The sequence below is a fragment of the Streptomyces sp. NPDC046860 genome, from assembly GCF_040645115.1.
Lineage (GTDB): Bacteria > Actinomycetota > Actinomycetes > Streptomycetales > Streptomycetaceae > Streptomyces.
Window position 1 is genome coordinate 61,694 of the sequence record NZ_JBEYXQ010000008.1, and the last position, 18,189, is coordinate 79,882.

At 71.9% G+C, this 18,189-nt stretch carries 17 protein-coding genes; 12 read left to right on the top strand and 5 right to left on the bottom strand.

Annotation, left to right across the window (positions count from 1 at the left end; genetic code table 11):
- Entirely contained in the window at positions 1-1,977 is a 1,977-nt protein-coding gene (locus ABZ898_RS14040) for an ATP-dependent DNA helicase (RefSeq protein ID WP_361657209.1), read from the top strand.
- Positions 1,978-2,110: 133 nt separating this feature from the next.
- Here ABZ898_RS14040 and lexA read toward each other — a convergent pair whose 3' ends face one another.
- The gene (gene lexA / locus ABZ898_RS14045; RefSeq protein WP_361657212.1) at positions 2,111-2,887 is read right to left on the bottom strand and encodes a transcriptional repressor LexA; all 777 of its coding nucleotides are present in this window, start codon (positions 2,885-2,887) and stop codon (positions 2,111-2,113) included.
- Between the two features lie 583 nt (positions 2,888-3,470).
- Between lexA and nrdR the strand changes: the two genes are divergently transcribed.
- Complete coding sequence (gene nrdR / locus ABZ898_RS14050; RefSeq protein WP_361657215.1) at positions 3,471-4,031, top strand: transcriptional regulator NrdR; 561 nt, start codon at positions 3,471-3,473, stop codon at positions 4,029-4,031.
- Between the two features lie 165 nt (positions 4,032-4,196).
- Positions 4,197-7,091: a vitamin B12-dependent ribonucleotide reductase gene (locus tag ABZ898_RS14055; RefSeq protein ID WP_361657218.1), complete on the top strand. Its 2,895-nt coding sequence runs from the start codon at positions 4,197-4,199 to the stop codon at positions 7,089-7,091.
- 77 nt (positions 7,092-7,168) lie between these two features.
- On the opposite strand, the gene ABZ898_RS14060 is transcribed toward ABZ898_RS14055, so the two are convergent.
- On the bottom strand, positions 7,169-7,825 hold the full coding sequence (locus ABZ898_RS14060; RefSeq protein ID WP_361657221.1) for a hypothetical protein: 657 nt from the start codon (positions 7,823-7,825) through the stop codon (positions 7,169-7,171).
- A gap of 68 nt (positions 7,826-7,893) precedes the next feature.
- On the bottom strand, positions 7,894-8,427 hold the full coding sequence (locus ABZ898_RS14065; RefSeq protein ID WP_361657223.1) for a TerD family protein: 534 nt from the start codon (positions 8,425-8,427) through the stop codon (positions 7,894-7,896).
- 151 nt (positions 8,428-8,578) lie between these two features.
- Here ABZ898_RS14065 and ABZ898_RS14070 point away from each other — a divergent pair, with 151 nt between their 5' ends.
- From ABZ898_RS14070 to ABZ898_RS14090, 5 genes are all read left to right on the top strand, one after another.
- Positions 8,579-9,184, top strand: coding sequence for a YdbC family protein (locus tag ABZ898_RS14070; RefSeq protein ID WP_361657226.1), 606 nt, complete (start codon positions 8,579-8,581; stop codon positions 9,182-9,184).
- A gap of 81 nt (positions 9,185-9,265) precedes the next feature.
- Positions 9,266-9,925 carry a histidine phosphatase family protein gene (locus tag ABZ898_RS14075; RefSeq protein WP_361657229.1) on the top strand — a complete coding sequence of 220 codons (660 nt, stop codon included), beginning with the start codon at positions 9,266-9,268 and terminating at the stop codon, positions 9,923-9,925.
- A 12-nt stretch (positions 9,926-9,937) separates the two neighbouring features.
- On the top strand, positions 9,938-10,846 hold the full coding sequence (locus ABZ898_RS14080; RefSeq protein ID WP_361657233.1) for an ADP-ribosylglycohydrolase family protein: 909 nt from the start codon (positions 9,938-9,940) through the stop codon (positions 10,844-10,846).
- An 83-nt stretch (positions 10,847-10,929) separates the two neighbouring features.
- The gene (locus ABZ898_RS14085) at positions 10,930-11,631 is read left to right on the top strand and encodes a ribonuclease HII (protein WP_361657236.1); all 702 of its coding nucleotides are present in this window, start codon (positions 10,930-10,932) and stop codon (positions 11,629-11,631) included.
- A 68-nt stretch (positions 11,632-11,699) separates the two neighbouring features.
- A complete protein-coding gene (locus ABZ898_RS14090; protein ID WP_361657238.1) occupies positions 11,700-12,332 on the top strand; it encodes a hypothetical protein in 633 nt (210 codons plus the stop codon).
- 181 nt (positions 12,333-12,513) lie between these two features.
- Here ABZ898_RS14090 and ABZ898_RS14095 read toward each other — a convergent pair whose 3' ends face one another.
- Complete coding sequence (locus tag ABZ898_RS14095; RefSeq protein ID WP_361657241.1) at positions 12,514-13,134, bottom strand: hypothetical protein; 621 nt, start codon at positions 13,132-13,134, stop codon at positions 12,514-12,516.
- 321 nt (positions 13,135-13,455) lie between these two features.
- Between ABZ898_RS14095 and ABZ898_RS14100 the strand changes: the two genes are divergently transcribed.
- Positions 13,456-13,845: a helix-turn-helix domain-containing protein gene (locus tag ABZ898_RS14100; protein WP_361657243.1), complete on the top strand. Its 390-nt coding sequence runs from the start codon at positions 13,456-13,458 to the stop codon at positions 13,843-13,845.
- A gap of 27 nt (positions 13,846-13,872) precedes the next feature.
- Here the strand turns inward: ABZ898_RS14100 and ABZ898_RS14105 are convergent, their stop codons facing one another.
- Positions 13,873-14,574, bottom strand: coding sequence for a ScbR family autoregulator-binding transcription factor (locus ABZ898_RS14105; protein ID WP_361657246.1), 702 nt, complete (start codon positions 14,572-14,574; stop codon positions 13,873-13,875).
- Positions 14,575-14,763: 189 nt separating this feature from the next.
- Between ABZ898_RS14105 and ABZ898_RS14110 the strand changes: the two genes are divergently transcribed.
- The 3 genes from ABZ898_RS14110 to ABZ898_RS14120 all read left to right on the top strand — a co-directional run bounded on the left by ABZ898_RS14110 (position 14,764) and on the right by ABZ898_RS14120 (position 18,160).
- The gene (locus ABZ898_RS14110; RefSeq protein ID WP_361657250.1) at positions 14,764-15,750 is read left to right on the top strand and encodes a ScbA/BarX family gamma-butyrolactone biosynthesis protein; all 987 of its coding nucleotides are present in this window, start codon (positions 14,764-14,766) and stop codon (positions 15,748-15,750) included.
- Positions 15,747-16,739, top strand: a complete 993-nt coding sequence (locus ABZ898_RS14115) for an NAD-dependent epimerase/dehydratase family protein (protein WP_361657253.1) — start codon at positions 15,747-15,749, stop codon at positions 16,737-16,739. Before ABZ898_RS14110 ends, ABZ898_RS14115 begins: the two co-directional genes overlap by 4 nt.
- A 146-nt stretch (positions 16,740-16,885) precedes the next feature.
- The gene (locus tag ABZ898_RS14120; protein WP_361657256.1) at positions 16,886-18,160 is read left to right on the top strand and encodes an MFS transporter; all 1,275 of its coding nucleotides are present in this window, start codon (positions 16,886-16,888) and stop codon (positions 18,158-18,160) included.
- Positions 18,161-18,189 lie beyond the last annotated feature (29 nt).

The window sequence follows — 18,189 nt, forward strand, 5'->3', positions numbered from 1 at the left end:
ATGACGAAGCCCTCACTCCCCGAACTCCTCCACGCCGCCGTCGCCGCCGTCGGCGGCACGGAGCGCCCCGGCCAGGTGACCATGGCCGAAGCGGTCGCCGAGGCGATCGACGACACCTCCCATCTCCTGGTCCAGGCCGGCACCGGCACCGGAAAGTCGCTCGGTTATCTCGTGCCCGCGCTCGCGCACGGGGAGCGGGTCGTCGTCGCCACCGCCACGCTCGCGCTCCAGCGCCAGCTCGTGGAGCGCGACCTGCCGCGCACGGTCGAGGCCCTGCACCCGCTGCTGCGGCGCCGGCCCGAGTTCGCCATGCTCAAGGGGCGGTCCAACTACCTCTGCCTGCACCGGCTGCACGAGGGCATGCCGCAGGACGAGGAGGACGGCCTCTTCGACCAGTTCGAGGCGGCCGCGCCCACCAGCAAGCTGGGCCAGGACCTGCTCAGGCTGCGCGACTGGTCCGACGAGACGGAGAACGGCGACCGGGACGACCTCACGCCGGGCGTCTCCGACCGGGCCTGGGCCCAGGTGTCGGTGTCGTCGCGGGAGTGCCTCGGCGCCTCGAAGTGCGCGTACGGCGCCGAGTGCTTCGCCGAGATGGCCCGCGAACGAGCCAAGCTCGCCGATGTCGTCGTGACCAACCACGCCCTGCTGGCGATCGACGCGATCGAGGGCGCCCCGGTGCTGCCCCAGCACGAGGTGCTGATCGTGGACGAGGCGCACGAACTCGTCTCCCGTGTCACCGGCGCCGCCACCGGCGAACTCACTCCGGGCCAGGTGAACCGGGCGGTCCGCCGCTCGGCGAAGCTCGTGAACGAGAAGGCCGCCGATCAGCTCCTGACCGCCGCCGAGGGCTTCGAGCGGCTGATGGAGCTGGCCCTGCCGGGCCGCCTGGAGGAGATCCCGGAGGATCTCGGCTACGCCCTCGCCGCCCTGCGCGACGCGGCCCGCACGGTGATCACCGCCCTCGGCTCGACGCGCGACAAGTCCGTGCAGGACGAGGACGCCGTCCGCAAGCAGGCCCTTGCCTCGGTCGAGACCGTCCACTCCGTGGCGGAGCGGGTGCTGAACGGCTCGGAGTGGGACGTCGTCTGGTACGAGCGTCACGAGCGCTTCGGGGCCTCCCTCCGGGTCGCGCCGATGTCGGTGTCCGGGCTGCTGCGGGAGAAGCTCTTCACCGACCGCAGCGTGGTGCTCGCGTCGGCCACCCTGAAGCTCGGCGGGGACTTCAACGGCGTCGGGGCCTCCCTCGGGCTCGCCCCGGAGGGCACGGAGGGCGACGACCTGCCTCCGTGGAAGGGCATCGACGTCGGCTCGCCCTTCGACTACCCCAAGCAGGGCATCCTCTACATCGCCAAGCACCTCGCCCGCCCCGCGCGGGACGGCGACCGCGGCGACATGCTCGACGAGCTGACCGAGCTGATCCAGGCCGCCGGCGGCCGCACGCTCGGCCTGTTCTCCTCCATGCGGGCCGCCCAGCTCGCCGCGGAGGAACTGCGGGTGCGCATCCCCGAGTTCCCCATCCTGCTCCAGGGTGAGGAGACGCTGGGCGAGCTGATCAAGAACTTCGCGGCCGACCCCCGCACCTGTCTCTTCGGCACGCTGTCCCTGTGGCAGGGCGTGGATGTGCCGGGCCCCAGCTGTCAGCTGGTGGTCATGGACAAGATCCCCTTCCCGCGCCCCGACGACCCGCTGATGAGCGCCCGCCAGAAGGCGGTGGAGGACGCGGGAGGCAACGGCTTCATGGCGGTCGCCGCCACCCACGCGGCGCTGCTCATGGCCCAGGGCGCCGGCCGGCTGGTCCGGGCGTCCGGGGACCGCGGTGTGGTCGCCGTGCTCGACCAGCGGCTGGCGACCGCCCGGTACGGGAGCTATCTGAAGGCGTCACTGCCCGACTTCTGGGCCACCACGGACCGCAACCAGGTCCGCAGGTCGCTCGCCGCCATCGACGCGGCGGCCAAGGAGACCGAGGAGAAGTGAGCGGAGGCCCGGGCGGCCCGATCCGTCGGGCCGCCCGGGCCTCCGGGGGCAAGAGCTGGGCCCCGGAACCGGCGCAGAGGTTCCGGGGCCCGGTGTGTGGGGACTTGCCGTACGGCTCGTCCGGGCGCGGGCGTCAGACGCGGCGCAGTACCGCGACGACCTTGCCGAGGATCGTGGCGTCGTCGCCGGGGATCGGCTCGTAGGCCGCGTTGTGCGGGAGGAGCCAGACATGGCCGTCCTCGCGCTTGAAGCGCTTGACCGTGGCCTCGCCGTCGAGCATGGCGGCCACGATGTCGCCGTTCTCCGCGACCGGCTGGCGGCGGACCGTGACCCAGTCGCCGTCGCAGATCGCGGCCTCGATCATGGAGTCGCCGACGACCTTGAGGACGAACAGCTCACCGTCGCCGACGAGCTGCCGGGGGAGGGGGAAGACGTCCTCGACGGACTCCTCCGCGAGGATCGGGCCACCGGCCGCGATACGGCCCACCAGCGGGACGTACGACGCGGCGGGCTTGCCCGTGGTGTCCGTGGGCTGGACGCTGACCGCCTGGTCCGAGCCGCGCACCTCGTACGCGCGGGGCCGGTGCGGGTCGCGCCGCAGGAAGCCCTTGCGCTCCAGCGCCATGAGCTGGTGCGCGACGGAGGAGGTGCTGGAGAGGCCGACGGCCTGGCCGATCTCCCGCATGGACGGCGGGTAGCCACGACGCTGTACGGAGTCCCGGATGACCTCGATCACCCGGCGCTGGCGGTCGGTGAGCCCCGAACTGTCCGCGCGGATGCCTGGAGGTCGGCCCGGCAGGGAGCGCTTGTGCCCCTCGGGCGCGGCTTCGTTCATCGCGTGCACCGGCTCCACCCGGCCCTGGGAGCGGTCCTGGGCGGTGATGGCGGCACTGTCTGCGGTCGTGGTCACGTCGGCCCCTCTCGATGGTCTCCCTGCTGCACAACGGTAGTTGCTTTCGAAAGGTTGCGCCAAACACACGTTCGAGTGAAAAAGTGCGATTCGGCTGACGCGATCAAGTGTCCGGGTGTATGGCTTACGCGACGTCCGGCGGGCAAAAGTGCCCATTGTTGTACTCTTCACCGCCGGGGCTCGCGACCTCGCGACCTCCGCCAGTGTGCCATTCGAACGCCGGACGGCCGGTCTCCGGGTCCGCCCGCGGTGCGATCCCCGTCGGACTTCCGCGAGGGCTCCGCGCGGTGTTCACCGTAACCCCGCCGGTCCGGCCGGGGGTGCGGGGCGCCCGCCCGTGTCGCCCCGGACGCCCCTTCGGACCGCTCTCGCGCTCCCTTCGGCGGCGACACGCGTGTTTGCCTCGGTTTCTGACCCCATCCCCACATGTAGTGGTTGGATGGCTACAGAGGCCCACAAGTTGTGGTTCTTCTCGGCCCCCGGGTCTTCGGGGCCTCCGCGATCGCCTATGCTTGGGGCTGCTTCGTGAGGCCCCTGAGGCCCGGCGAGGCCATCGAGTCTGCTGTGAGGAGGGTTGGAGATCATGCACTGCCCCTTCTGCAGGCACCCCGACAGCCGAGTGGTCGACAGCCGTACGACCGACGACGGCACGTCGATCCGCAGGCGCCGCCAGTGCCCCGACTGCTCCCGTCGTTTCACGACCGTGGAGACGTGTTCGCTCATGGTGGTGAAGCGGTCCGGCGTCACCGAGCCGTTCAGCCGCACCAAGGTCATCAACGGTGTGCGCAAGGCCTGCCAGGGGCGTCCCGTGACCGAGGACGCGCTCGCCCAGCTCGGCCAGCGGGTCGAGGAGGCGGTGCGTGCCACCGGGAGCGCCGAGCTGACCACCCACGACGTGGGGCTGGCCATACTCGGCCCGTTGCAGGAGCTCGACCTCGTCGCCTATCTGCGGTTCGCCTCGGTCTACCGGGCGTTCAACTCGCTGGAGGACTTCGAGGCGGCCATCGCCGAACTGCGCGAAGCCACGCCTGACCCCGCCGCGGACGACGAGGACGTCGAGAGCGCCGGCGCGGGGAGCCAGAAAGACCACAGCGGGCCGGGACGGACCACCCAGGTCCCCGTGCCCGCACGCGCCGCCGACTGACCAGCCGGCCGGACCGGGGGAGAACCCCGGACCGACCGGTGGGCGACGCACCGAAGACCTGTCGCGGGTCGTACTACGAGGGTGCCCGCGACACCAGACAGAACACCGTGCCCTGGGAACAATCGGGGCACTTCAGGGCGTTTTCGCCCGTACATGGGAGGCGGCATGACAGAGACGGCGAGCGGTCCGGCACGAGGTTCCCGCGCCAAGGGCACCAAGGCCGGCAAGGGGCTGCGCATCGAGCGCGTCCACACCACCCCCGGCGTGCACCCGTACGACGAGGTGACGTGGGAGCCCCGTGACGTCGTCATGACCAACTGGCGCGACGGCTCGGTCAACTTCGAGCAGCGTGGCGTCGAGTTCCCCGACTTCTGGTCGGTGAACGCGGTCAACATCGTCACCAGCAAGTACTTCCGGGGCGCCGTCGGCACCCCGCAGCGCGAGACCGGTCTGAAGCAGCTCATCGACCGCATCGTGAAGACCTACCGCAAGGCCGGCGAGGACTTCTCCTACTTCGCCTCGCCCGCCGACGCCGAGATCTTCGAGCACGAGCTGGCCTACGCCCTGCTGCACCAGATCTTCAGCTTCAACAGCCCGGTCTGGTTCAACGTCGGCACGCCGCAGCCCCAGCAGGTCTCCGCCTGCTTCATCCTGTCCGTCGACGACTCCATGGAGTCGATCCTCGACTGGTACAAGGAAGAGGGCATGATCTTCAAGGGCGGTTCGGGCGCCGGCCTGAACCTGTCCCGCATCCGCTCCTCCAAGGAGCTGCTCTCCTCCGGCGGCAACGCCTCCGGTCCCGTCTCCTTCATGCGGGGCGCCGACGCCTCCGCCGGAACCATCAAGTCGGGCGGCGCCACGCGCCGCGCGGCCAAGATGGTCGTCCTCGACGTCGACCACCCGGACATCGAGGACTTCATCCAGACGAAGGTCAGCGAGGAGGAGAAGATCCGCGTCCTGCGCGACGCGGGCTTCGACATGGACCTGGGCGGCGACGACATCGCCTCCGTCCAGTACCAGAACGCCAACAACTCGGTCCGCGTGAACGACGAGTTCATGAACGCGGTCGAGAAGGGCACCGACTTCGGCCTGCGCGCCCGTATGACCGGTGAGGTCATCGAGGAGGTCGACGCCAAGGCGCTCTTCCGCAAGATCGCCGAGGCGGCCTGGGCCTGTGCCGACCCGGGCATCCAGTACGACGATATGATCAACAACTGGCACACCTGCCCCGAGTCCGGCCGGATCACCGCGTCGAACCCGTGCAGCGAGTACATGCACCTGGACAACACGTCCTGCAACCTCGCCTCGCTGAACCTGATGAAGTTCCTGAAGGACGACGGCAAGGGCAACCAGTCCTTCGAGACCGAGCGCTTCCAGAAGGTCGTCGAGCTGGTCATCACCGCGATGGACATCTCGATCTGCTTCGCGGACTTCCCCACCGAGAAGATCGGCGAGAACACCCGCGCCTTCCGCCAGCTGGGCATCGGCTACGCCAACCTCGGCGCCCTGCTGATGGCCACCGGCCACGCGTACGACTCCGACGGCGGCCGTGCCCTCGCCGGTGCCATCACCTCGCTGATGACCGGCACCGCCTACCGCCGTTCCGCCGAGCTGGCCGCGGTCGTCGGCCCGTACGACGGCTACGCCCGCAACGCCGACGCCCACCAGCGCGTCATGAAGCAGCACGCCGACGCCAACACCACGGCCGTCCGCATGGACGACCTGGACAACCCGGTCTGGGCCGCGGCCACCGAGGCGTGGCAGGACGTCGTCCGCATCGGCGAGAAGAACGGCTTCCGCAACTCCCAGGCCTCCGTGCTCGCCCCGACCGGCACCATCGGTCTGGCGATGTCCTGCGACACCACCGGTGTCGAGCCGGACCTCGCGCTGGTGAAGTTCAAGAAGCTCGTCGGCGGCGGCTCGATGCAGATCGTCAACGGCACCGTGCCGCAGGCCCTGCGCCGCCTGGGCTACCAGGAGGAGCAGATCGAGGCGGTCGTCGCCCACATCGCCGAGAACGGCAATGTGATCGACGCCCCCGGCCTCAAGCCGGAGCACTACGAGGTGTTCGACTGCGCCATGGGCGAGCGCGCCATCTCCCCGATGGGCCACGTCCGCATGATGGCCGCGATCCAGCCGTGGATCTCCGGCGCCATCTCCAAGACGGTCAACATGCCGGAGACGGCGACCGTCGAGGAGGTCGAGGAGATCTACTTCGAGGCGTGGAAGCTCGGCGTCAAGGCGCTCGCCATCTACCGCGACAACTGCAAGGTCGGCCAGCCCCTCTCCGCCAAGACCAAGGAGAAGGAGAAGACCGAGGTCACCGGCAAGGCCGAGGCGACGATCCGCGAGGCCGTCGAGAAGGTCGTCGAGTACCGCCCGGTCCGCAAGCGCCTGCCCAAGGGCCGTCCCGGCATCACCACGTCCTTCACGGTCGGCGGGGCCGAGGGCTACATGACCGCCAACTCCTACCCGGACGACGGTCTCGGCGAGGTCTTCCTGAAGATGTCCAAGCAGGGCTCGACTCTCGCGGGCATGATGGACGCCTTCTCCATCGCCGTGTCGGTGGGCCTCCAGTACGGAGTGCCGCTGGAGACCTACGTCTCGAAGTTCACCAACATGCGCTTCGAGCCGGCCGGTATGACGGACGACCCGGACGTGCGGATGGCGCAGTCGATCGTCGACTACATCTTCCGCCGCCTGGCGCTGGACTTCCTGCCCTTCGAGACCCGCTCCGCGCTCGGCATCCACTCCGCCGAGGAGCGCCAGCGTCACCTGGAGACCGGTTCGTACGAGCCGTCCGAGGACGAGATGGACGTCGAGGGTCTGGCCCAGTCCGCCCCGCTCGCGACCGAGCTGACGGCCGTCGCCACGCCGAAGGCCGAGGCGGAGGCCGCCAAGCCGGCCCCGAAGCAGGCGCACACCAGCGCCGAGCTCGTCGAGATGCAGCTCGGCATCCAGGCCGACGCCCCGCTCTGCTTCTCCTGCGGCACCAAGATGCAGCGCGCCGGCTCCTGCTACATCTGCGAGGGCTGCGGCTCGACCAGCGGTTGCAGCTGATCAGCGGCTGAGCCCGTGACGCGGGCCCGGTGAAGGGGCGTCGGCCGAAAGGCCGGCGCCTCTTTCCGCGCCGGGTGTCAGGGGCGCACGGGGTGGCCTGTGGCGCGGACGCGGCTCGCTATGGACGCGAAGTCCGCCGTGGGGGAGAGGGCCGCGGTGATGTCCGGGGTCAGGGCCGCACCGGCCATGACGGCGCGGACGGCCTCGATGTCGACCGGGCGTTCCCAGTAGTCCTCGGCGAACTCGGCGTACGCGCGCGGGCTGCCGTCGGTCAGGAGGTCGAAGAGCCAGTCGGCGCCGTCCGACTCGATCGGCCCGAGTTCGACCGGGCCGCACCGCCACGCGTCGGTGCCCTTCTCGCGCCAGGCGCAGACCGTGGCGTCGAGGAAGCCGTCGAACTGGATCTCCGGCTCGGTCGTGTACCGGGCGAGCGGGGCGGGCAGCCCGTCGAGCAGGCCCGGCCAGTGGGCGCGCGGCTCCTCCCGCCACGGTGTGGTGTCGCATTCGTGGTCGAAGCCGTGGAGGAAGACGCCGGCCGGGTCGAACACGATTCCCCAGTTGTCCCCGGAGCCGTTGTCCATCCAGGCCAGGTCGACCCCCTCACGCCAGCCGGCCCGGTACGTGTGCATGGGCTCCGTCGGGTCGAGGACGGTGTCCAGCACCGCGAAGGCGCGGCAGCGGGCCGCCAGCACGGCGGGATCGGGCAGCAGGGGCAGCAGCTCGTGCACGGTCATGACGGTCATTCAACAGCGCGCCACTGACAACGCCCCGGCCACGCACACCGGCCGGGGCGCCGGCGCGCTCAGCCGTTGCGCCTGGACCCCATCACCCGCGGGAAGACCTCCGGGTCCTCGTCGAAGCCGTGGACGCCCGGGTGGAAGGTCCACTCGCCCGAGGCGTCGCGCGCGAACTCCGCGACCACGGCCGCCGTCGCCTCCTGGGCGGTGCCGAAGTCCGACTCGGAGAGGGCCGTGTAGCCCTCGCCGACGCGGACCGCCGGGTTCAGGACCGACGCGAAGGTGGTGCGCGCCTGGTTCTGCCGGATGACGACGCCGACCACCACGCGCGCGTAGCGGCCGTCCAGACGACCGAGTTCGAGGCTCATGACCTCGTCCCAGCCGAACCCCTTGCCGTCGGGGCTGTCCCGGTCGAGGAAGATCGTCCCGTCCGGGGACCGGCTGTCGAAGTGCACCAGATAGGCCGGTTCCCCGTACGCGTCGTCGGCCGTGTACGTCGCGGCGACGATGTCCAGATCGGAGGGCGGCCGCCCCGCGGGACTGGGGTCCCACTTGAGCGCGACCTCGACCTCGCGGATGCCCTTGCTGAACCCGGTCACCAGGCTTCCCCTTCCCCGTGCGGTGCCAACGCCCCCAACTCCCGAGCGGTGAGGGCTCCTTGCCCATCGTGTCACGCGAACGGCCTTGGTGCGCGGGCGATCTCCGCCAGAGCGTGACCGGCGCCACGCCCGGTGGCCTTACGATGGCGCGGTGCTGGTCAAGTGGATTCGCTGCACCGTCGTGGACCGTCGCGGGTTCGAGCGCGGGCAGCGGAAATGGGCGGGGCTTCTGGGGGAGCCGGGGTTTCGGGGGCAGGGCGGCGGCTGGAGCCGGCACCGGCCGGGGGTGGCGCACATCTTCGCCTTCTGGGAGAGCCGCGCCTTCTACGACTCCTTCATGGCCCGCTCGCACGACCGGCTGGCCGCCTCCCAGTCCGGCACGTTCAAGGACGCCCAGGTCAAGCTGTTCGAGTACCGCTTCGACGTGAAGACCGGATTCGAACCCCGGTTCACGGACGCCGACCTGGTCCGGGTGGCCCTGTGCCGGGTGCGCGAGGAACGCGTCGAGCACTTCACGCTGATGCAGGAGAAGGTCTGGAACCCGGCGATGGCCGGCTCTCCCGGGATGATCCGGGGGATGTTCGGCGAGGCGGCCGAGCACGACTTCCTGGTCCTGTCGATGTGGCGCGCGGCGGCCGAGCACGGAAAGTACCGCACCGAACGCGTGGAGCGGCTGGCTCTGCGTGCCCAGACCGAGGCCGACATCGCCTCCCTGACGGGCGACATCGTGGAACTGGAGCCCTCCTGGACGGTCTGAGCCGCGCGAGCGGTGTGACCTACGCCGTATGAAGGCCGTACAAGTGCCCGACCCCGCCCCGCGCCCCGTAGGGTTTCAGACATGGCACGACCACGGCGCATCGTCCTTGTCCGGCACGGAGAGTCAGTGGGCAACGTCGATGACTCCGTGTACGAGCGTGAGCCCGACCACGCCCTCGCGCTGACCGACCGCGGCCGGCGCCAGGCCGAGGAGACGGGCAGGCACCTCAGGGAGGTGTTCGGCGACGAGCGGGTGAGCGTCTACGTCTCCCCGTACCGCCGCACCCACGAGACGCTGGAGACCTTCCGCCTCGACCCCGGCCTCATACGCGTGCGCGAGGAGCCCCGGCTGCGCGAGCAGGACTGGGGCAACTGGCAGGAACGCGACGACGTACGGCTGCAGAAGGCGTACCGGGACGCGTATGGGCACTTCTTCTTCCGCTTCCCGCAGGGCGAGTCCGGGGCCGACGTGTACGACCGTGTCGGCGGCTTCCTGGAGAGCCTGTTCCGCAGCTTCGAGGAGCCCGACCACCCGCCGAACGTCCTCCTGGTGACGCACGGCCTGGCGATGCGGCTGTTCTGCATGCGGTGGTTCCACTGGACGGTGGCCGACTTCGAGTCCCTGTCGAATCCGGGGAACGCGGAGGTGCGGATGCTCGTTCTCGGGGAGGACGGCAAGTACGCCCTGGACCGGCCCTTCGACCGCTGGCGGGAACCTGTCCCGCACTGGGCCGACCGATAGAGTGGGGGGAAGATGATCCCTGAATCCTCCTCGTTCTCCGGGCGCCTGGAGCGCGCCCTGTCCAGCCTGCGCGGACTCGCGGTCGGCGACGCGCTCGGCTCCCAGTTCTTCGTCCCCGTGAACCACCCGCTGCTGGGGCGCCGCGAGCTGCCCGCCGGGTCCTGGCAGTGGACCGACGACACGGAGATGGCCTGCTCCGTCGTCTCCGTTCTCGCCGCTCACCAGCGGGTCCACCAGGACGCCCTGGCCCGCTCCTTCGCCGACCACCACGACTTCGACCGCGGCTACGGACCCGCCGTGAACCGGCTGCTGCGGCTCGTCCGCGAGGGCGCCGACTGGCGTGAACTGGCCGCCCAGCTCTTCGACGGCCGCGGCTCCTGGGGCAACGGCGCCGCGATGCGCATCGCGCCCCTGGGCGCCTGGTATGCGGACGACCCCGAGCAGGCGACGCACCAGGCCGAGATCTCCGCCTACACCACCCATCAGCACCGCGAAGCCGTGGCCGGGGCCATGGCCGTGGCGGCGGCCTCGGCGCTGGCGGCCGCTCCGGGCGGCCCGCCGGGCCCCGAGGCCCTGCTGGACGGCGTGATCGCCCTGGTGCCCAGGAGCGCCGTGGGCGCCGGGCTGCGCCGCGCGCGGGACATGCTCGACTACGACGACGCCGCCACCGTCGCGGCCGTCCTCGGCTGCGGACGCCGGACGAGCGCGCACGACACCGTGCCGTTCGCCCTGTGGTCGGCCGCGCGCTCCCTCGGTGACTTCGAGCACGCCTTCTGGACGACCGCCCAGGTGGGCGGCGACGTGGACACGACGTGCGCGATCGTCGGCGGGGTCCTCGCGTCCGGCCCGGCCGGAGCGCCGCCCGCCGCCTGGGCGGAGCGGACCGAGTCGCTGCCGGACTGGGTGCCGACGCGTGTCTGACGGCGAGCCGCCACCTCGGTGACCGGGACTTCCGGGGGCCGGGGTGTCGGGTCCGCCGAGGGGCGGCGTAGTCTAAGTGGGCCATGCCGTACGAACCACCCACTCATACCGTCGAGCGCTCCCTTCGCGCCACGACCGGGGCGAAGGTCATCGCCGGCGTCGACGAAGTGGGGCGGGGTGCCTGGGCCGGACCCGTCACCGTCTGCGCGGCGGTCACCGGACTTCGCCGTCCGCCCGAGGGTCTGACCGACTCCAAATTGCTGACGGTCAGGCGACGGGCGGAACTGGACGGGATACTGCGTTCCTGGGTGACGGCCTTCGCCCTCGGTCACGCCTCTCCGGAGGAGATCGACGACCTGGGCATGACCGCCGCCCTGCGGCTGGCCGCCGTCCGGGCCCTGGAAGCCCTGCCGGTCCGGCCGGAAGCCGTCATCCTCGACGGCAAGCACGACTACCTCGGCGCGCCCTGGCGGGTGCGCACGGTGATCAAGGGCGACCAGTCCTGTGTGTCCGTCGCGGCGGCCTCGGTGATCGCCAAGGTCCACCGCGACAAAATGATGGCCGAACTCGGTTCCGGCCATGCAGACTTCGGATTCGCGGACAACGCCGGCTATCCGTCGCCGGTGCACAAGGCCGCACTGGAGGAGCGGGGCCCCACCCCGTACCACCGTCTGTCGTGGGCGTATCTTGATGCGCTGCCCCGGTGGCGGCACCTCAAGAAGGTCCGCGGCCTCGCGGACGGCGGCGTTCCGGTGATCGAGGGCCAGCTCGGCTTCGATTTCTGACGCTTCCGCCCGAACCGATGCGCCACCCGGCCATCGGCGTCGTACCAACGTTTGATAAACATCAGCTCATGCCTCTCCTTCCCGAGGAGCCTCAGATTCACGAGAGCGTCCAGGGTCCCGTTGCGACTCCGGCCAGCAGCCGCGTCGCGCCGACCCCCCGTCCCGTCCCCGGCCCCCGCCCCGCGGCTCCGGTCCGTCCCGGTCGTCCCGGCCCCCCGCGGCCCGCGCCGCCGGCGCAGCGCGCGCCGCGTGACGTGGCTCCGGCCAAGCCGAGCCCGTCGGGCCCGGCCGCTCCCGCCGCACCCGCGGCCGGCGCCCAGATCCAGCTCATCCCGGCCTCGGCCGAGGGTGCCCTCGACGCGGCCGAGGAGGCGCTGGACCTGCTGCTGGACTCCGGCCGCGCCCCCGGCGAGGTGCTGGTGCTCACCACGGGTGCCCGGCACCCGTGGGCCGAGCACGAGCTGTCCTTCGGCGAGGCGTCCTACTGGGCGCAGCAAGACGCCGGTGACGACGTCTTCTACGCCGACGGCGCCTCGGCGGCCCGTGCCGCCACCCGGCCCGTGGTCATCGTGGCCGTCAACGGAGGCCCCGCCTCCGCTGCCGCCACCGCGCTTCCGCTGGCCCACGGCCGGGCCGGCACCCTGCTGATCGTCTGCGGCGACCCGCAGCAGATCAACTCGGTTCTGGGCACCGGGGTCTGACCCCGACGCACGACCGGCGGCGCCGCGCGCGCCGGGCAGCCGTTCCGCCTGGACGAGGCGGAACGCGGCCGCCCGGCCCGTACGGCGCCGCAGTGGCGTCCGGGGCCCGGCACCGAAGTGCCGGGCGTCGCCGCGGTGTTCCGTCGAGCGGCCGTGTCCTGCTCAGCGGGCCGTGTTCCGCTCAGCGGGCCGCGGCCCGGCGCATGACCTCCGAGACCGGTCCTCCGGTGCGCGGCAGCAGCGGCGGCGACTGGGACAGCGCGAAGGGTTCCGGCGCGGAGTGCGCGTTCGGATGGCGTCCGCCGCGTCCCTCGCCGAGCACCTGCCAGCCGTCGTGCGTCAGGGTGATGTACGCGCCGCAGCGCAGCCCGTGGAGCGTGCAGGCGTCACGCAGGCCCCACATCCAGGCGCCGTCCTCCTCCGTCCAGCGCGCGTCGCCCTCGCGGCAGTACAGCAGCACCGCGGTACGCACCGGGGTGCGGCGGCGCAGGTCGTGCGGGATGACCCGGCGCAACTGGTCCAGCAGCGCGTTGCGGAACATCCAGCCGTCCGCCGGGGCGGAACGCCGGGTGAACGAGGCGCTGGCGTGCAGCCGTTCGTCCGGATCGAGGACGGCCACGATCGCGGTGGACGGCTTGGGACGGTGGCGGACGTGCAGACCGCTGACGACCTCGCGCGGGTTGCGCAGCAGGGGGATTCCGGCGGCCGCCCATTCGGCGGGTTCGAGCAGACGGCTGACGGAAGCGGCGGACGCGGACGTCGACAACGAGGCCGCCGAGGACGAGGCGAATCCGAAGGTCACGTTCCTCCCTTCGGCTACGCGCCCACACTGCGGGCGAGGTCGGATTCGGGGGAGCGCGCACCGCAGTAAAGCCCAACCGGAACACGGGCCGAGCCGTGCGGGGAGCGGACTTCAATTCTTCCTGTCGAACTTGGATGCGGCAACGAGCAATTGAGGCCGCCGACACTTATCTGGTGCTCCGGGGCTTATATCCCTACCCACGGAGGCCGTTGACGACGCCTGTGGCGGCCGGCGCCGGACGACGGCGGCAATCTTCCGGGAAGCCCGCATCCTGAATAAAGTAGGTACCCGGAGGAAAGTGACCTCCCCGGGAGGGGCCGCATGACCGCACCCGCCGTACGGAGGACGCCCGTCGAGCCGGAACTGGCCTGCCCTGTCTCGCCGGTGCTCGACATCGTCTTCAGTCGCTGGACGACCCCGATCCTGTGGTGCCTGAACGAGTTCGGGCGGCAGCGGTTCGTCGTTCTCCAGCGGAACATCGCCACCATCACACCCAAGGTGCTCACCCAGCGGCTGCGCCAGATGGAGCGGGACGGGCTGGTGGTGCGCACCTACCACCCCGAGGTGCCGCCGCGCGTCGAGTACGAGATCAGTGAGCTGGGGCGCAGCCTCGCGCCGATCTTCGCCCGGCTCGCCGCGTGGTCGGAGGAGAACCTGCCGAAGGTCGACCGGGCGCGCCGGGAGTACGACGTGGGCAGCGAGGCGCGCTGAGCGGGGCCTCGTGATCCGGCGGGCGTCTCAGGCGCTGATGCGGTCCGGGTTGTCGCCCTCGCCCTCGTCCTCCTCCGGCTCCGCGGGCCGCTGGGCCAGCAGGCGTTCGGCGCGGTCGGGGGCGAGGTCCAGGGTGGGCATGAGCTGGGGGAGGGTGATGCTGGGCAGGAGGTGCCGCAGCAGGACGGTCACCCGCTCGCTGAGGTCCGCGCGCTCGCACAGGATCTGCGACATCCACTGGATGCCGGTGAAGGCGCCGGCGAGCATGTCGGCCGTCTCCGCCGGGTCGACGTGCGGCAGCAGCTCCCCGCGCTCGCGCGCCTCCACGAGCAGCTGGGTCAGCCGGTTCGCCCAGGACTGGAACGGCGTGCCGTGGAACGGGTTGCCGCGCTCCGGGCCCTCTCCCCACTGGTCCATCGCCAGGCCGACGCTGGCCCGGGTCAGCGGATCGTGGCGCAGCTGATGCGCGAACAGCAGCCCCTGGTCGATCAGTTCCTGCACCTTGGTGCGCTGCGGGGGCAGCGGGCCCACCTCGAGCTGGGCCGCGATGACGCCGAGGGCCAGTTCCTCCTTGGACGCGAAGTGGAAGTACAGGCCCCCCTTCGTGACCCCGGCGCGCGCGAGGATCTCGGTGATCGTGGCGGCGCTGTAGCCGCGTTCGTCGAAGACGGCGGCCGCGGCCAGCAGGATCGTCTTGCGGGTCTGGATCGCGCGTGCTTGGCGTGCCATGGGCTGTCGCCCCTGTTTCTAGTCAGAGCTTGGTCAGGTTCGCTCACGAAGCGAACCGGACTGTCAGTATTTTGTCGAGGGGGAACGAGCCTCGATCGCACCGGACTCAAAGGGCAATCCATGTCTGAAGGCATTAGCTTCATAGCCGTTCGCGCCGCCACCGGCACCTCGTCAGCCGGCCGGACGGTCATGACACGAGCCCCCGCACCCGCCCTGCCCCCCGAAGACCAGACCGACCCGCTGGTTCTTGTACCCGACTCCGGCAACACCGGTCAACCTCCCTCACAGGGGGGCCGGGCCACCGGCGAACTCGTCCACCGCCCGGACACCGCCGACGCCTTCCCCGTGGAGTGGAGGAGGCTCGCCGAGCACCACTACCTGGTCGCCGCCGACTGGCCCGCCGGACACCGCTTCTTCGCCCCGCTCCCCGGCGGCGTCCAGGACCCGCTGCTCGTCGCGGAGACCATGCGGCAGACCGCGATGATGCTGGCCCACGCCGAGTACGGCGTCCCCGCCGACCACCGCTTCGTCATGTGGGACATGGAATACGCCCTCACCGACGCCGACTTCGACCTCACCGGCGCCTCGGGCCGCATCGACGTCACCGTGCGCTGCTCCGACGTCCAGATGCGGGCCAGGAGCCTGGCCGGGATGCGGGTCCGGCTCCGCTTCGAGCGCGACGGCCGGCTGCTGGCCACCAGCTCGGGCAGCCTCAGCTGCACCTCGGACCGGGCCTACCGCAGGCTGCGCGGCGACCGGCTGGCCGCCACCGGTGCCGACGTACCGCTGCTGGACGCCGTACCGCCGCAACGGGTCGGGCGCAGCGATCCACGGGACGTCGTGCTCGCACCGCCGGTGGAGGGGACCGGCTGGCGGCTGCGGCTCGACACCACCCACCCCACCCTCTTCGCACGGGCCAACGACCACGTCCCCGGCATGGTGCTCCTGGAGGCGTCCCGGCAGGCCGCGGCCGCGCTGGCACCCGGGGGCCGCTTCCTGCCCGCCACGCTGCGGATCGCCTTCCACCGGTACGCCGAGCTGACCGAGCCGTGTTTTGTCCGCGCCCGGCGCGAAACCTCGCCCGAGGGTGACGTCTCGGTCCACGTCGAGGGTGTCCAGGCCGCGGAGCCCGTCTTCACGGCCACCCTCGCCGAGACGCCGGAGGTGGCCCGATGACCCGCCGAGTCCTCATCACCGGATCGAGCGGTTTCATCGGCGGCCACGTCCTGAGCGCCGCCCGCGCCGCCGACGACGTCCGGCTCCGCCTGCTCGTCCGCACCCCGCCGGCCACGCCCGATCCGGACGTCGAGTACGTGCACGGCGACCTCACCGCCCCCGCCTCGCTGCACGGCGTCTGCGCCGACGTGGACGCCGTCGTGCACTGCGCGGGCCGGATCGGCGGCGACGCCGACCTGCTGCGCCGGGCCAACGACCTCGGCACCCACGCGCTGACGCGGGAGGCACGGCGGGCCGGAGTCGCGCGGTTCGTGTACCTGAGCACGGCCGCCGTGCACGGCCGCGGCCCCTTCCGCGACGCCCGGCCCGGCGAGGTGCCCCTCGCCCCGGCCTCCGACACCAGCCGCACCCGCGCCGCCGCCGAGGAACACGTCCTCGCGGCCGGCGGCACGGTCCTGCGCCCGCATCTCGTCCACGGCAGGGGCGACCGCTGGGTGGTCCCCGGCATCCTGGCCCTGCTGCGCGCCCTGGGCGGTCTGCCGGACGGCTGGGCCGGGCTCCAGTCGATGATCGACGCGGACACCCTGGGCCGGGTCGCGTTCGCGGCGGCCACCACGGCCCCGGCCGACGGCGCTCCGGCCGACGGTGCGGGCAGCGTCCACTACGTCGTCCATCCCGACCCCGTGCCCGGGGAGCTGCTGCTGTCCACCGTGGCGCAGACCTTCGGGCTCTTCACCGAGGGCGCCCCGCGTGTTCCGGCCGACACCGCCCGGCAGCGGGTCCACGACAACCCCGCCGCCCGCCATCACCTCGGCATGCTCGCGTCCGACCACTGGTTCACCGACGAGCTGCTCTGGAGCGGGCTCGGCGTCGCGCCCGGTGAAGGATTCGCCGCCCGCTTCACCGAGTACGCCGACTGGTACCGCGGCCAGGCCGGACTGCCACCGCTGGAAGCCGGACACCGGCTGAGGACGGCGGACATCGGCTGAGGACGGCGGAGCCCGGGCTGGCCCGCTGACCGGGAGAGGTCCGTCCGGATACCGGCCACGCGCGCGTGGCCGGTATCCGTGCCGGGGAGCGGGAGCCCTTCGGCGCGGCTCGGCCCGCATCCGGCCGCCGCTGGTAGGACCGGATCATGACGCGAGGAACCGGCCGCCACCTGCTCGCCACCAGCCTGCGCTCCCTGACGGTGCGCAACTTCCGGCTCTACGCGGGCGGCCAGATCGCCTCCGCCACCGGCACCTGGATGATGGCGGTCGCCCAGGACTGGCTCGTACTGGAGCTGACCGGCGACTCCGGCGCCGCCCTCGCCACCGTCACCGCCCTCCAGTTCACACCGGTCCTCCTGCTCACCCTGTACGGCGGCCGGCTCGCCGACCGGTACGACAAGCGCGCGCTCCTGACCGGCGCCAACATCGCCTCCGGCACCCTCGCCCTGCTCCTCGGACTGATGGTGACCACCGACGCCGTCCGGCTCTGGCACATCTACGCCGCTGCCGCCGCGCTCGGCGTGGCCAACGCCGTGGAGGTCCCGGCCCGGCTGTCCTTCATCACCGAACTCGTGGGACCCGAGCTGCTCCCCAACGCCTCCGCGCTCAGCGGCGCCTACTTCAACATCGCGCGCGTACTGGGCCCTTCGCTGGCCGGACTGCTGATCCAGTGGTCGGGCACCGGCACCGTCATGCTCCTCAACGCCGTCAGCTACACGGCGACCGTGGCCGCGCTGCGCGCCATGCGCCCGGCGGAGCTGCACCGCGCACCCCGCCCGGACACGCCCGCCCGCGTCACCGAGGGCCTGGCGCACCTGCGCACCCGGCCCGACCTGCTCGCGACGCTCGCACTGGTCGCGGCGGTAGCCCTCTTCGGCCTCAACCTGCCCCTGACGCTGCCCCTGCTGGCCCGCGTCGTCTTCCGCACCGAGGCCGCCTCCTTCGGGCTCCTGACCGCCGCGCTCGCCGCGGGCTCCCTGCTGGCCGCGCTGGTCGGCACCCTGCGCCGCGACCGCCCCTCGGCACGGCTCGTGGCCGTCTGGGGATGCGTCTTCGGCGCCCTGGAACTGATCACCGGGTGGGCGCCGGACCTGCCCGTCGCACTGGTGCTGCTGGTGCCGACCGGATTCGCCTCGCTCTACTTCGTCCAGGCGGCCAACCACCGCATCCAACTGGGCGGAGACCCCGCCCACCGAGGCCGTGTGATGGCCCTCTACACCGTCATCCTGCAAGGCAGCACCCCGCTGGGCGCCCTCTTCGTCGGCGCGGCCACCCACACCCTCGGCGCCCGCTCCGGACTGTGGGCGGGCGGGCTGATCGCACTGACCGCCGCCCTCGTGGCCCTGGCCCGGGCCCGCGAGGAGGCGCCCGTGGCGGACACCGGGCACCCGCGAACCCCGGCGACCGGCAGCCGTCCCTAGCGCCATGGGGCGAGTGGCCGGATGTCGGT

What these genes read in the sequence shown, in the direction of transcription:
- ABZ898_RS14090 (WP_361657238.1), top strand. Translation starts at nt 11,700, where the DNA reads ATGCCTCTCCTTCCCGAGGAGCCTCAGATTCACGAGAGCGTCCAGGGT.
- ABZ898_RS14075 (WP_361657229.1), top strand. Translation starts at nt 9,266, where the DNA reads ATGGCACGACCACGGCGCATCGTCCTTGTCCGGCACGGAGAGTCAGTG.
- ABZ898_RS14120 (WP_361657256.1), top strand. Translation starts at nt 16,886, where the DNA reads ATGACGCGAGGAACCGGCCGCCACCTGCTCGCCACCAGCCTGCGCTCC.
- ABZ898_RS14060 (WP_361657221.1), bottom strand. Translation starts at nt 7,825, where the DNA reads ATGACCGTGCACGAGCTGCTGCCCCTGCTGCCCGATCCCGCCGTGCTG.
- ABZ898_RS14110 (WP_361657250.1), top strand. Translation starts at nt 14,764, where the DNA reads ATGACACGAGCCCCCGCACCCGCCCTGCCCCCCGAAGACCAGACCGAC.
- ABZ898_RS14105 (WP_361657246.1), bottom strand. Translation starts at nt 14,574, where the DNA reads ATGGCACGCCAAGCACGCGCGATCCAGACCCGCAAGACGATCCTGCTG.
- ABZ898_RS14085 (WP_361657236.1), top strand. Translation starts at nt 10,930, where the DNA reads ATGCCGTACGAACCACCCACTCATACCGTCGAGCGCTCCCTTCGCGCC.
- ABZ898_RS14080 (WP_361657233.1), top strand. Translation starts at nt 9,938, where the DNA reads ATGATCCCTGAATCCTCCTCGTTCTCCGGGCGCCTGGAGCGCGCCCTG.
- ABZ898_RS14100 (WP_361657243.1), top strand. Translation starts at nt 13,456, where the DNA reads ATGACCGCACCCGCCGTACGGAGGACGCCCGTCGAGCCGGAACTGGCC.
- ABZ898_RS14040 (WP_361657209.1), top strand. Translation starts at nt 1, where the DNA reads ATGACGAAGCCCTCACTCCCCGAACTCCTCCACGCCGCCGTCGCCGCC.
- ABZ898_RS14115 (WP_361657253.1), top strand. Translation starts at nt 15,747, where the DNA reads ATGACCCGCCGAGTCCTCATCACCGGATCGAGCGGTTTCATCGGCGGC.
- ABZ898_RS14055 (WP_361657218.1), top strand. Translation starts at nt 4,197, where the DNA reads ATGACAGAGACGGCGAGCGGTCCGGCACGAGGTTCCCGCGCCAAGGGC.
- nrdR (WP_361657215.1), top strand. Translation starts at nt 3,471, where the DNA reads ATGCACTGCCCCTTCTGCAGGCACCCCGACAGCCGAGTGGTCGACAGC.